The sequence below is a fragment of the Parasedimentitalea marina genome (genome assembly GCF_004006175.1).
Lineage (GTDB): Bacteria > Pseudomonadota > Alphaproteobacteria > Rhodobacterales > Rhodobacteraceae > Parasedimentitalea > Parasedimentitalea marina.
Genome location: NZ_CP033219.1, coordinates 1634371 through 1647491 on the forward strand (window position 1 = coordinate 1634371; position 13121 = coordinate 1647491).

Below are 13121 nucleotides of genomic sequence, written 5' to 3' on the forward strand. Positions count from 1 at the left end.
CTAGGCTGTCGCCACTTGTATCGATCCGTCCGGCCTTTGGGTCAGGACAATCCGAATAATTGGGAGGAATAACACTAATGGATCGTCGTTCATTTCTAAAAACATCCGCACTTGGCGGAACCGCAGCAGCAGCCACCACTCTGGCCGCCCCTGCATATGCTACAGGCAAGCGCACTCTGACTATGGTGACCTCATGGGGTCGTGGTCTTGCTGGCGTTTTTGACGCTGCTCAGCACGTGGCAGACAGCATCACTACCATGTCCGAAGGCGACCTGACCGTTGAAATCAAAGCAGCCGGCGAACTGGTTGGCGCGTTTGAAGTCTTTGACGCCGTTTCCTCGGGTCAGGCTGACATGTATCACGCCGCTGACTACTATTTCACCGGACAGCACCCTGGTTACCAGTATTTCACCGCAGCTCCTTTCGGTATGACACCGCAGGAACTGGTGAACTGGTACTACCATGGCGAAGGCATGGGCCTGCATGATGAACTGGGTCAGATCTTTGGTCTGAAGTCCTTCATCGCAGGTAACACCGGCCCACAGGCTGGCGGCTGGTTCCATAAGGAAATCAATGGTCCAGAAGACTTTAACGGTCTGAAGTTCCGTATGCCTGGTCTGGGCGGCAAAGCTCTGGGTAAACTGGGCGCGTCGGTTCAGAACATTCCGGGTTCCGAAGTGTACCAGGCTCTGTCCTCGGGTGCGATCGACGGAACTGAGTGGATTGGTCCATGGGCTGATGAAAAAGCTGGTTTCCAGGAAATCACCAAGACCTACTACACGTCTGGCTTCCATGAGCCAGGTGCTGCCCTGACACTGGCAACCAACCGTGATGTATTCGACAGCCTGTCGCCTGCACATCAGAAGATCATCGAGACTGCTTCTGGCGAATGCCACCAGTGGAACCTGGCACAGTTCATGAACAACAACGGTGCAGCGCTGCAGCGCCTGCAGTCCGGCGGTGTGAAAACACTGGAATTCCCTGACTCTGTTTGGGATGCGTTTGGTAAGGCTTCTAAGGACACTCTGGACGAGTTCATGGATGACGAACTGTTCGCCAAGATCCGCAACAGCGTCGAAACTTCTATGAAGTCTTCGTCGAGCTGGCTGACCAAGTCCGAAGGCGCATATCGTGCGCAGCGCGACCGCGTATTGGGCTAATTCGCCTGATTGAAACCACTAGGATCCTCCGCTGTCGCGGGGGATCCTTTTACTAATTGCAGTAGACAGATCGGCCTGTCGGCCTGATCATCGCTGGCAATCATCCGGGGGCAATATGCAAGAAGAGAGTAGCATCTCCTTGGCAGGGATATTTGGGGGGCTCTTCGACGGGCTCTGGTGGCTTGTGCAGAACATCGGCATGGCCTTTTACAATTTCGGCTATGCCATCAGCCATCCTCAGCTTTGGCTTGACTGGTCAGACAAGCAGGCGGTTATGCGCTTTGTCTACTATGGCGGCTCGGCCGAGTTCTTTTTTGTGGTTTTTACGGCCTTCTTGGTCCTGACAGCTGTAGGCATGTACTTTCGTGGCTTCATGTGGGGCATGGTGCGTGGTTTGGAAGGATTTGCCAATACGGTGGGACGGTTCTTCGCCTGGGCCGGCCTGCTGATGGTTCTTCAGCAGATCATCATTGTGTTCATGCAACGTGTGTTTACACGGCCAGACATGAGCTTTGGCTTTGGTATTCCACTGCAGATGGACATCAGCTGGTTCGCGGAAGAATTGAAACTTTACAACGCTTTGGTCGTTTGCCTTTGTGTGACTTACACCTTTGTACAAGGCGGTCATGTCCGTGTTGATCTGATTTATGCAGGTGTCAGTCACCGCACCAAGAAAGTGATCGACATGGTTGGCTCAATGATCTTCATGATGCCGACGGCGGTGTTGATCTGGATGTACGGCTGGTTTTTCCTGTGGCGTCACCTGATCGTGCCGAAACCCTCGGCCAGTGACACAATTGAACGACTGCTGATGAAAGCCCGCGCACTGCGCTGGAACATTGAGACCATCGGGTTCAGCCCAAATGGCTTTAACGGGTACTTCCTGTTCAAAATCCTGCTGGTGTCTTTTGCAGGCTTGGTGTTCCTGCATGCGATTGCCTTCTTCTACCGCTCGTTCCTTGAATGTGTGGAAGGTCAAGGCAGTGAAGGTAAATACCTCGACAAGGATAGCCTTGGCGAGGGTGAAGAAGCCTACGAAGGCGCTCATTAATTTAAAGGACTACGGATATGGGATTCGGTCTTGATGGCGTCGAAGTCGGCTTGCTCATCGTATTTTTCTGCCTTTTCGGAGGCATCTTGTCAGGTTTCCCGGTGGCCTTTGCCATCGGTGGTGCCGGCATCATCTCTTTTGGTATCATTGCCTCGCTTGATTCAGCAGGACTGCTGATTCACCATGCCATTGATACCTCATCTCAGGCCTATAGAGATCTGGTTGGTTCAGGCGTCAGGCCGGATGTGGTGTCGGTTTTCCGATATCCGGATCTGCCACGACTGGCTGAACCGGTGTTCGCCAGCGGTTGGGAAACCGCAATAGACCGCAACATCTCGTTCATTGTGAACCGGATGAACGAGCGGGTTCTGGCGGGCGCTTCGATTGAGACTTTGTTGGCAGTGTTGATGTTCGTGCTGATGGGGATCACCCTGGAACGCTCAAAAATCGCCAACGATCTGTTGACCACGATGGCGCGGGTGTTTGGCCCGCTGCCTGGTGGCTTGGCGGTGTCGATTGTGGTTGTGGGGGCTTTCCTTGCAGCGTCAACCGGTATCGTGGGGGCGACGGTGGTCACGATGGGGCTGCTGGCCTTGCCAACCATGTTGCGCAACAACTATTCGCCCGAACTGGCGACCGGGGTGATTGCAGCTTCAGGGACCCTGGGGCAGATCATTCCACCGTCAATCGTGATCGTTCTTTTGGGCACACTGGCGGGTGACCTTTACTCTACCGCGCAGGAAACACGCGCGATGGAGCAGGGCTGTTCTGATGCTCTGACCTATCTGGGTGAGCCCGCGGTTGTGTCGGTAGGGACCTTGTTCCAAGCGGCGTTGCTGCCGGGGATTATGCTGGCGTTACTCTATGCGCTCTATGCATTTGGCTACGCAATGCTGAACCCGGGCAAAGCGCCTGCGGTGGCAATGGCAGACAGTGGCAACGAACCGATTACGCGGTCCGAAAGTCTGACCTGGTTCCTGGCAGTTCCTGTCGCTTTGATTGGCGGCGCCATGTTGCTTGGCTCGATAGGGTTAATCGGCAGTCAGGACATTACGGTCTCATCCTTCTCAGATATCGGTCAGACGGCCTCATTGCGCACCAATGTCGGGGCGGAATGTCAGGCTTCGATGATCGAGCTGCACGGGCAAGAAGCCTGGGACGCTGCGGCGGCCGAGCAACAGGCGATCAACGATGCGGGTGGGATCACCGAAAGCTTGCGTTTGAGCGATGACGAGTTGGCAGCAGCCAAAGCGGCCAAGATCGCGGCAGCTGCACCTATTGGGACTGGCCTGACTATTTTGATGGTTCTGATGGGATTGACTTTGGCGGTGGGACGCGGGGTTTCGCCATCCAGCGATGCCAAACCGCTGATCCTGGGCGCCATTGGTGTATTGCTGGTTGCACTGGTGGATGCAGTGAACATTGCGCCTACAACCTCGCCAGGCTGGACCGTCATCATGATTGCAATTCCAGCATTACTGGCGCTGTACGGCTGTCGTGAAGCCGCAGTCCGCTGTGCGCGCAATGATCTGATCCGGGTGGTGTTCCCACCCTTGGTGCTGATCATCGCGGTTCTGGGCTCGATCCTGGGCGGGATCACCAATCCGACACCCGCAGCGGCGTTGGGGGCAGGCGGAGCCATTATGCTGGCGGCCTATCGCAAGCTGCAAGACGAAGGTCGTTCGGGAAAGATCATCATCTGGTCAACATTTGCGGTGCTGATTTGTATTCTGATCGGAGTGAACTTTGATCTGCGGATCAACCAGCCAAAGGTCAGTTTCGAAACCTGGGTGGCCTTTGCCTTTGCCTATGCAACCTATCTCTATGCGCTGTTTGGACTGCTGTACGGGTGCTGGGTGCTGTTCAAGGGCGGTGTGTTGTCCCCGATCGTGCGGGAAACTGCCAAGGTGACCTCGATGGTTTTCACCATTCTGATCGGCTCGCAGCTGTTGAACCTGGTGGTGATCTCCTTTGGCGGGGAAGAGTATATTCAGGATTTCCTGAAGAGCTATGATAACGAGGTGAAGGTCTTCCTGATCGTTATGGTAGTGTTATTCTTCTTAGGGTTCGTGCTGGATTTCCTGGAGATTATCTACATCGTGATCCCGATTGTTGGGCCGATTATCTATGGTGGGTCGTTTGATCCCAAATGGGTGACCATCATGATTGCAGTGAACTTGCAGACCTCGTTCCTGACACCGCCGTTTGGGTTTGCGCTGTTCTATTTGCGAGGGGTAGCGCCCAAGGAAGTGACCACCGGGCATATCTATCGCGGTGTGATCCCATTTGTGCTGATCCAGGTTGGCGGGCTGGCATTGCTGTATTTCTTCCCAGTGATCGTGACGATTGTACCGGCACTGATTGGGGGCTGATGCTCAGTTGATATCAATGACAAGGGGTCCTATGGGGCCCCTTGTTGCATTTTGGATGCCAGGGGGCGCTGCCCCCTCTTGGCCTGGTCGGCCAATTCACCCCCGGGATATTTCTGGCCAGATGAAGAGATCCGAAGAGTGCAAGTTGCCGCTGCAGGAGTACAGTTACGACAATTGCAGAAGGTCCCAGCGGTTGCCGAAGGGGTCTTGCCAGACGGCGACGGTGCCATACGGCTCATAGCGAGGGGCTTCCTCGAACTGGACGCCTTTGGCCAACATGGCCGCATGGTCGCGGGTAAAATTATCCGTTTGCAGAAACAATCCGACCCGGCCGCCAAACTGATTGCCGATGGCGGCACTTTGCCGATCACCTGTGGCGCGGGCCAGGATCAGGCTTCCTTGGCTGGCGCCGGGCGGCATGATGCGAACCCAACGTTTATGCCCTTGGTCGATGTCTTCGATCAGTTGAAAGCCCAAAACTCCGCAATAGAAGTTAATCGCTGCGTCGTAGTCCGGGATCACCAGTGAAAAGGCATGAAGCTGCTGTATTATCGGATCTGCAGACGTCGATCGGGCAGATTGATATTGGCAACCTGTTCGGCGATGGGGTCAGTTGAGAGCGGGTGAAGACCTGCCTCGAAGGCTTTTGCGTCCTGCATGGGCTGCCAACCACCGCCATTATAAATCTCAAGCCCGGTAAAACTGGCCTTGTATCCCATCTTGGGGCTGCCCGGCACCCAATAGCCGAGATAGACATAGGGCAGTCCTGCCTCGCGGGCGATATCGATGTGATCCAGGATCATATAGGTGCCGAGCGAGTTTTTGGGCAAGTCGGGGGTGTAGAAGGAATACACCATGCTAAGCCCGTCCTCGAGCACATCGGTGAGAGAAACAGCCGTAAGTTGGTTCTGCTCGGTTTCATTGTATTCTACCACACGGCTGCGGATCGGGGTTTCCTCGATCATGGCGGCAAATTCGAACACATCCATATCGGCCATACCGCCATCTGCGTGGCGACTGTCGAGATAGCGGCGAAACAATGCGTATTGGTCTTCTGTTGCCCAAGGCGAGGTCGCACGGCGTTCCAGCGTAGTATTGCGTCGCAAGGTGCGTTTCTGACCGCGCGATGGGACGAAGTCCGAGACTTTGATCCGGGCCGATAGACAGGCGGAACAGTCAGCACAGGATGGTCGGTACAACACGTTCTGCGAGCGTCTGAAACCCTGTTGCGACAGGCTGTTGTTCAGTTGCTCAGCTTCGTCTCCTTGCAGAGCAGTAAACAGTTTTCGCTCCATCCGGTCCGCCAGATAGGGACAGGGTTGCGGAGCAGTCACATAGAACTGCGGAGCAATCGGGAGCGTATGGCGCATGAAATTCCAGGATGATGACGTGACATTTATCCGAATGATAACAACCCATGCGGACTGCGCCAAGAGCGGATCTGAGAAATGGTTTCAGACTCGTCTATTCAACGCCACAGTACCAAGGCAGGCATCGGTCAGCCCCTGTCCTCGAGACGAGGTCAGCATCATAATCACCGAGATGACCTGCAATACCGGTATCATCAGCGAGAACGAGTAACCGGCAGTGTGGAAAACGGCCAGACGGAGGTCGAATTTTTGACCGGAGAGAGTTCGTAACTCAATTCCGGCAAAGCTCATGCCCCAGGTCGCTGACCCGTTGGCGATGGTGACCACACGGTATGCAAAGCCAAGGACAATAAAGAGCAGCGGCCAGAAAAAGAAACCGATGAACACGGTCATCACCGACACAGCAAAACACAAAGCGGCGATTATGACGCTATCAATCACCCAGGCCAACAGGCGTTTACTGGCCACCGCCTGATAGAACTGCGGTTGATAATCTGGGTCGGGCAGGGCGGTCATGGCAATTGGGTCCTCGCAATGTAAAATCCCTGCCCGGACATGGGCAGGGGGACTGGCCCGGGTCACTGACCCGCGGAGAGCTTTAAAATCAGGATTCTTTGGCGGCGCCGTCAGCACCGGCCGCCTTGGCGCGATCATCCATGAAATCGTCAAATTCGGCCTTATCTTTGGCGTCACGCAGGCGCTGCAGGAAGCTCTCGAAATCGCTTTGTTCTTGTTCCAGGCGGCGCAGGGTGTCATGTTTATAAGCGTCAAAAGCACTGTTGCCAGTCGAAGACATCGAATGGCGGGACCAAGCTTTGCCACGGCTGCGTGTACGGCATGAGGATGCGAACATTTTTTTGCTCCAGATCATGTAAAACAAAAGGGCCAGGCCGACTGGCCAGAAAAACACAAAGCCAAGAACCATGGCGGCGATCCAGGCGCCTTTGCCTTTATCATCCAACCAGGACTCGCCACGGGAAAACCATCCCTGATCGCTCGTCGGAGGGGCAACGGTTTCGGTGTAGGTGGTCATTTAATGTCTCCCTGAGTTTGAGTGAATGTAAATTCCTTTCACATTATGCTATATCGGAACTCGGTGGTTGCATTGCAAGTGCCATGTAAATCTTTTTTACATTGAGTGTGGCCGGACAGACTTTCTTGCACGGATGGACAGAGAAAGTTGCAGCAACTCGTTTTTGGTGTAGCCGGACAGACTTTCTTGCATGGATGGACAGAGATAGTTGCAGCAACTCGTTTTTGGATTTGAGGTAATCTAGCGCGGTATTTCGCGCCTGTCATTCCCGGCTTTCAGCGACTATCAATTTGGCCCAGTCTTCGGTGCTGAGTGCGGCTTGCAGTACCGCATCTACTTCCGGCAAATAGGAAATCCACATAGGGGACCCATCCATCTTGACGTCGGGCGGATTACCTTGAAACTCGCAGAGCGCTCGCGCAGCTCGTTCCCGAGCAGGTTTTGGTTTACGCATCATCGCCTCCCTTTTGAGTGACCTTAGCCGATTTGGATGCCTTGGGGACGGACGTTTTGGGACAGAGGTTATTGCAGTAACTGAACGGGCAGGGGCTCAAACCCTTCAAATTGTCTGTTTGACCGCGTCTTTAAACAGCCTTTAAACGGTCTTTGAACGCCGTTGTCGCGAAACGTCAAAGACGAGCTGAAGCATTGAATGGGAGGCCAGGGGGCAATCTCAGCGGGCAGCGTCCTTGTTCGCGTCAGCCCTCAGCCAATTGCGAACTGCCACATCGGTCACACAGAGTTTGCGTGCGATCTGAACCGTCAACAAACCCTGGGCTTTATACGCGAGGGTCCGCCACTTTTTGGCCAGTGGGACGCGAGGTTGCAACCGGTGAGATATTTCCGTCAACGCCTTGGCCTTGTCATATCCCACCACAGCAACGACGCTGGAGCGGGTTCCGGGGTTGCCTGCAATATAGATTTCGGTGCCACCGAAGGCCTCCAAAAAGCGGAGAGTGTCGTCCAGGCCCAGGATCTCGAAGTAGGGTTCGACCTGGGCGGTTGGTTTTGGATGGGGCAGGTCAGGAGGGGTCACCGCGTGGCCTTATCAAGTGTTCAAGGTCACGGTACTCACGGGAGAAAGTGTGTAGCAGCCCAGCCACTGCCGCCTTGTCATCGGACAAGACCTAGGCATTCAGCTAGATAAAAGGTGGTCAGTGGAACAGCGACCATACTGCCATATTTGCAGCGGTGCTAAACCGCAGACACCCACAGCTATTTGCGGGAGCTGCGTCGTAAAACGGAGTATAGCGCTTACCTTCCGGGATGTTCAGGCTTCGCTCCAAAAGCCAGCTTTAGTTTGGCATACCGGATCAGGGTGGTTGCTTGCGCGGTGCAAATGGCGGGCCGTCGGTCTGTTCCATCTCGCCTGCGGACCTTGCCGTCATTACTGTTGTTGATCCAACTGGAGTAACGGTCCAAAGCCGCCATCTATGCCAAACTCGTCTAACGGCCGGTTCCAGCCCTTCTACGACATTCGTGCCGGGTGCAGCATGAGGCGGCATATAGGGTAATAAGGGCGGAAAGAGGAAGATCGCTGCTAAAGGAGCGAACGGCTGCCTTGTTGACAGAATTGCCGTTCTTTTCAGTTGCAGCGCAGGTGCCAATGAGAAGTGGAAAGTCGCAGAAAGCGGAAGTCAGTTGAGCAGAAGCTGATCGAAATAGCCCTCGTTTCTCTTGTCCGTCCGTACCATTTCACAAATATCGTTCAGGTGTCTTTTCCATGTTGAGTGCTGTAGTCGACCTGTTCGGTTGCTGTTGAAATTACTTCTCACCGAAAGCATCATTCATTTTCGTATATTCTGAACGTCATTTGCAAGGTTTGCAAGCCTGCTATTCCCTCATTATTATGGGATCAAAAAAGTAAGTGTCAGGAAACGTTCAGCACTTTGCAAACCAGTTCGGAACTGAACTCGGATTTTGTCACAACACACCTGACCCCGGCGGTACTGGCTTTGTCCCACATAAATGGTGATGGCCAATCCGAGGCGATGATGACGGGAATCTTTGCAAGCCTAGGATAGCGTACCAGTTCCAATGCGAAATCCGCGCCTTTTCCATCCGGAAGAGAGTTGTCCAGAATGATCAATGAAACTGGACCATCCATCAACGACTCTCGTGCAGCCTGCAGAGTACCTACTATCCGTACTTTCATGTTTTCCACTGCCTTTTTGGCAGTACGATACATCATTTCCTGATCAAACGAACTGTCATCGACAATCAGACAATGAAGGATGGGATCACCGAACTTTGTGCGTGCCACGTTCTTGCTCCCTTTGTTGCAACGGATAAACCCTAGCGTGTTCTCCAAGATTCACAGACGATTGCAGAGTTTCGGGCCGCCAAGTTAAGAAATGCTTAAAGTTAAAATAGCGCAAAAAGATTCATCAATCCTTAGGATCGTATTAACTTCGATACATCTAGCATCAATTTCGGGTGAATTCTGAGCTGAGAGGTAAAAGATGTCTTTAACTGCAACGAAGTTGGAGAATGTTGGTCTAATAAGTGCGTTGGTTATAGATGACAACGCGTTCGACCGGCGTCGGTTGATGCGTATTGCTGATCAGACTGGCCTTGATTTCCTAATTCACGAAGCCGCCGAACCAGAAGAATTCGGCCGTGCGCTGGACCAAGATAAGTATGACGTGATCTTTGTCGACCTGAGCCTTCCCGGGGTCAGCGGTTTGAACTTGTTGCCAGTTGTTCGCAACCACTCGGTCAACAGTAATGCTGCAATGATCATGATTGCGGGTGATGGCCAGGCTGAAGTCGCTTTAGAGGCCGTTCGGTCCGGGTTCGCTGACTATATTGAAAAAGACAGGCTCTCGACGGCGTCTCTGGAACGGGCAACCCTGAATGCGTTGCAAAAAAGGACGCTTTCGAATGTTGCGCATAAGGCCGAGGCAGACACTAAGTCGATGGAAGCACTGCTGAAGAAATTCTCGGAAGCATGCAGCCAGGAAATGCGCCCGATGTTGACACGTATGATGCGCCATGTACGTCAATTGCGCGCTGAAAACCCGGAAGGCTGTATATCATCAACAAACATGACGCAGATCGAGAATACCTGCGCGCGAATGGATGAATTCCTCCAAGATCTGGCTTCCCTTGCGGATGAGGGCAACTTGTCCAGTGTCTTGAGCAACACTACACCCGTACAAACTGTGGCTCTTCGTCAGATCCCGCCGGATGTAGAGGTTGCACTCGATCACAAAGAAATAATTCGCCCTAAGGCCTCAGGTCACACAAAAGGTTGGGATTTAGTTCAACAATCTAAAAAACGCCCCTCCTTGTTTCGTCGAAAGACCTAACAGAGACATTCTATCTAGCGTGACTGAAAACAATCCGTCCTGCTTCCACCTGCGCGCTCGACCATAGAAGTTCAAAACTTTCTATGATGTGTTTTTGGGTGAATTAATCCCGGATATTAGCCGCCGCGCGAGTTCAAGCCAATAGTCTGGTTCAGTATCTTCAGGGTAACTGAACCTTTCCCAAAGCAGGCGGTCGCACCGCGCTGCAAAGCTTCATTATTGACTGTTTGGTCATCTGACCCTGATAAGAAAACGACGTTAGATGTGTTGGCGAAGCGATCGACCAAATCTACTCCTTCACCGTCCGGCAATCGGGAATCCAGAAAAACACAGTCAAAAACACGGCCTTCCTTTAGATGTTGAAGCGCCGAGGACAGGTCTGTTGCTTCAACAATCTCCACCTGCGCATCGGCCCTGCGCAGAAGACGGCGCAGATATTCCCGGTCAACGTCGTCATCATCGACAATCAACATACGCGGGTTCTGGCTAGCACCTGTCATGTCGGCAACGTAACTGTAGTCCAGTAACACTTGAGCAGGTCGATGGCTTTTGTAAAGGATGGGCCCACTTCGGATTTGACGATATATCCGGCAATATTTTTTTCGTAGGACCGCGTACGGTCAACATCAGCTTTTGACGTTGTCAGGACGAAAACGATTGAATCCCGCAGATTTTCATCATTTCTAAGCTCTTCAAGGAAATCAAAGCCGTTCATCCGCGGCATGTTCAGATCAAGCAGCACAATGAAGGGTTTGCGGAAGGCATCATTGCCGTTTTCCCGTAAAATTGACAAGGCCTGGAAGCCATCTTCGGCGACAGTGATGTCATTGCCGATCCGGCTTTTCTTGAAACCCCGGATCACCATCTCGGCGTCGACGTCGTCGTCATCGACCAAAAGAATTTTAATGTCGTTCATGTCCATTTTATCCCTCCAATGTGGGCCATTTTTTAGCCCAGGTGAAACTCATCGTCGTTCCTCGTTTTCCAACTTCCGAGTGAACATTGATAACGCCGCCCGCCGCAGCAACGGTCCGTGCGACAAGGGCGAGGCCAATGCCACTGGTGTCGACCTTGGAACGTGGTGACAGCGTCTGAAACGCCTCAAAAATCCGTTTGTGATGTGAAGGGTCGATGCCGGGGCCATCATCTGTGACCTGAAACTTGAACTCCGCCCCCAGATCTTCGGAAGATACCGAGATCGTTCCCGCATCCCTATCATGGTGCTTTACAGCATTGCTGATCAAATTGTTGAGGACGGTCTGCAGTGCCGGTTTAGATGTGGCGAAGTTTGGCATCTTGTCCCCGATATTTATCGAGAACCCCTCAGGCGGAGCCAGGTACTCGGCTATTTCCTGGCACATGGAGCGGGAATCCACCGAAGTTTCTACGATTTCCATTCGACCCAACTTTGAATATTCAAGCAATCCGTCCAGCAGATTTTCCAGCCTGTTGACCCTAACGCGTAGCCTTTCGGCATTATGCTTGGACTCTTCGCTTAGATGGCTCTCTTCATCCTCAACAATCCAGGAAACTAGATTATCTATTCCGCGCAATGGCGCCTTGAGGTCATGAGACGCAATGAAGGTGAAGGATTCCAAGTCTTCGTTGGAACGCTGCAATTTTCTTAATATCTGACCGCGCTGGTGATTGACGGCAACCAATTCGGCAGTCCGCGTTTCTACCAACGTATCAGCGTAGAGTTTCCGGCCATGCACAACGTTGAAATAGAGAGCAGCCAATCCGGTAATGAACAATCCCAGAACCATAACCAACCAAGGTGTCATTGGTGCTTTGGCAAATATCGAACCTGAAGAGGGAACCGAAACCATCCGCCACTCACGCCCCGAGAAATCAATGTCTGTTACATATCGAAGATCAGATGGGATACTATCGTCGCTCTCAAATTCGGAACCCTTCGGGTATAGCAGCTGTTGTCCAGGATCCGCAGTTTTGTCGAAGATGAACATGTTTATATCGGAGATGTCAGTGCGCGCCATCGCTGACGCTGAGGCTACCAAATCACCCATTCGATACACGCCCAGACCGAACCCTCTCAGTAAATCTTTTCGGCTTTGTGCGTTGGTCGGGACAGAACCTTCATCGTAAATTGGTATGAAAATCAAAAAACCAAATTGTTCGCCAGTTTCCTGTACCAATGTGATCCGGGCTGAAGCAACTTCTGCACCGCTACTGAGGGCCTGGTGAAGAGCTTCCAGGCGAGTTGAACTTGAACCAAGGTCAAACCCAACAGCCCTTTCATTTCCGGCAATCGGTTCGACATAGTATACAGGGTAGTACTCATCTCTCTCCTCAGCAGGAACAATGACACCCTGACTTGAGCGTTCCGTAAACTGGAATTCCGGTAACCCGTCTTGTCTGGCAAGATTACTGTATGCTGTTCTCTCGGCATGTGGGACGCGAGGAATCCATTCCAAGGCCTGAATGTGGCTATCCACGTCCAATGCTTCGATAAAGGAGCCAAATTCGGCGCGACTAACATGATCAGAAGCGTCAAATAGCCCTCGAATTGATCGCAACGCGGCTGCACTGGCTTCAATTTCCGAATGCAGTGCCTGACTTTGCTCTTGGGCCAGGCGGTAAAAATGTTCATCCCGGTTTTGTCTTTCCAGGCTGGACACTTCAAAAAAGGCACCGATAGATGCAACCAGCCCTAAGACGCATATCAAAACGATCGGGTAGACATGTTGCCGGGAGTACCCCTTGGCACCCTTCTTTTCGGCAGCCTGTGGTTGGGCCAGTTGGATCGGAGGGATATGTGCCGTCATCTACTTTCCTGTTCGTTTTGAAGTTGGATGTCGGCAAA

The 13121-nt window shown here is 52.7% G+C and carries 14 protein-coding genes; 4 read left to right on the plus strand and 10 right to left on the minus strand.

Annotated elements, in window-relative coordinates; all coding sequences use genetic code 11:
- Positions 1-77 precede the first annotated feature (77 nt).
- From EBB79_RS07870 to EBB79_RS07880, 3 genes are all read left to right on the plus strand, one after another.
- Positions 78-1160, plus strand: coding sequence for a TRAP transporter substrate-binding protein (locus tag EBB79_RS07870; RefSeq protein WP_127748395.1), 1083 nt, complete (start codon positions 78-80; stop codon positions 1158-1160).
- A gap of 115 nt (positions 1161-1275) precedes the next feature.
- Positions 1276-2211, plus strand: coding sequence for a TRAP transporter small permease subunit (locus EBB79_RS07875; RefSeq protein WP_127748396.1), 936 nt, complete (start codon positions 1276-1278; stop codon positions 2209-2211).
- 17 nt (positions 2212-2228) lie between these two features.
- Complete coding sequence (locus tag EBB79_RS07880; RefSeq protein ID WP_127748397.1) at positions 2229-4583, plus strand: TRAP transporter large permease; 2355 nt, start codon at positions 2229-2231, stop codon at positions 4581-4583.
- Between the two features lie 165 nt (positions 4584-4748).
- On the opposite strand, the gene EBB79_RS07885 is transcribed toward EBB79_RS07880, so the two are convergent.
- From EBB79_RS07885 to EBB79_RS07910, 7 genes are all read right to left on the minus strand, one after another.
- Positions 4749-5132, minus strand: a complete 384-nt coding sequence (locus EBB79_RS07885; protein ID WP_127748398.1) for a VOC family protein — start codon at positions 5130-5132, stop codon at positions 4749-4751.
- A complete protein-coding gene (locus tag EBB79_RS07890; protein WP_127748399.1) occupies positions 5132-5953 on the minus strand; it encodes an arginyltransferase in 822 nt (273 codons plus the stop codon). The genes EBB79_RS07885 and EBB79_RS07890 overlap by 1 nt, the downstream gene beginning before the upstream one ends.
- 84 nt (positions 5954-6037) lie before the next feature.
- A complete protein-coding gene (locus EBB79_RS07895) occupies positions 6038-6469 on the minus strand; it encodes an RDD family protein (RefSeq protein ID WP_127748400.1) in 432 nt (143 codons plus the stop codon).
- A gap of 88 nt (positions 6470-6557) precedes the next feature.
- Positions 6558-6986 carry a DUF2852 domain-containing protein gene (locus tag EBB79_RS07900; protein WP_127748401.1) on the minus strand — a complete coding sequence of 143 codons (429 nt, stop codon included), beginning with the start codon at positions 6984-6986 and terminating at the stop codon, positions 6558-6560.
- A 262-nt stretch (positions 6987-7248) separates the two neighbouring features.
- Positions 7249-7440 (minus strand): hypothetical protein, encoded by a 192-nt coding sequence (locus EBB79_RS24380; RefSeq protein WP_164860755.1) that lies wholly within the window; start codon positions 7438-7440, stop codon positions 7249-7251.
- Positions 7441-7659: 219 nt separating this feature from the next.
- On the minus strand, positions 7660-8022 hold the full coding sequence (locus tag EBB79_RS07905) for a helix-turn-helix domain-containing protein (RefSeq protein ID WP_127748402.1): 363 nt from the start codon (positions 8020-8022) through the stop codon (positions 7660-7662).
- 834 nt (positions 8023-8856) lie between these two features.
- A complete protein-coding gene (locus tag EBB79_RS07910; RefSeq protein ID WP_238705025.1) occupies positions 8857-9249 on the minus strand; it encodes a response regulator in 393 nt (130 codons plus the stop codon).
- 286 nt (positions 9250-9535) lie between these two features.
- On the opposite strand from EBB79_RS07910, the gene EBB79_RS07915 reads away from it, so the two are divergent.
- Positions 9536-10297: a response regulator gene (locus tag EBB79_RS07915; protein ID WP_164860756.1), complete on the plus strand. Its 762-nt coding sequence runs from the start codon at positions 9536-9538 to the stop codon at positions 10295-10297.
- 116 nt (positions 10298-10413) lie between these two features.
- On the opposite strand, the gene EBB79_RS07920 is transcribed toward EBB79_RS07915, so the two are convergent.
- The 3 genes from EBB79_RS07920 to EBB79_RS07930 are packed head-to-tail and all read right to left on the minus strand — an operon-like array spanning position 10414 to position 13083.
- Entirely contained in the window at positions 10414-10770 is a 357-nt protein-coding gene (locus EBB79_RS07920; protein ID WP_164860757.1) for a response regulator, read from the minus strand.
- A gap of 23 nt (positions 10771-10793) precedes the next feature.
- Positions 10794-11213 carry a response regulator gene (locus tag EBB79_RS07925; RefSeq protein WP_127748405.1) on the minus strand — a complete coding sequence of 140 codons (420 nt, stop codon included), beginning with the start codon at positions 11211-11213 and terminating at the stop codon, positions 10794-10796.
- A 7-nt stretch (positions 11214-11220) separates the two neighbouring features.
- A complete protein-coding gene (locus tag EBB79_RS07930) occupies positions 11221-13083 on the minus strand; it encodes a CHASE domain-containing protein (protein ID WP_127748406.1) in 1863 nt (620 codons plus the stop codon).
- Positions 13084-13121: the final 38 nt, after the last annotated feature.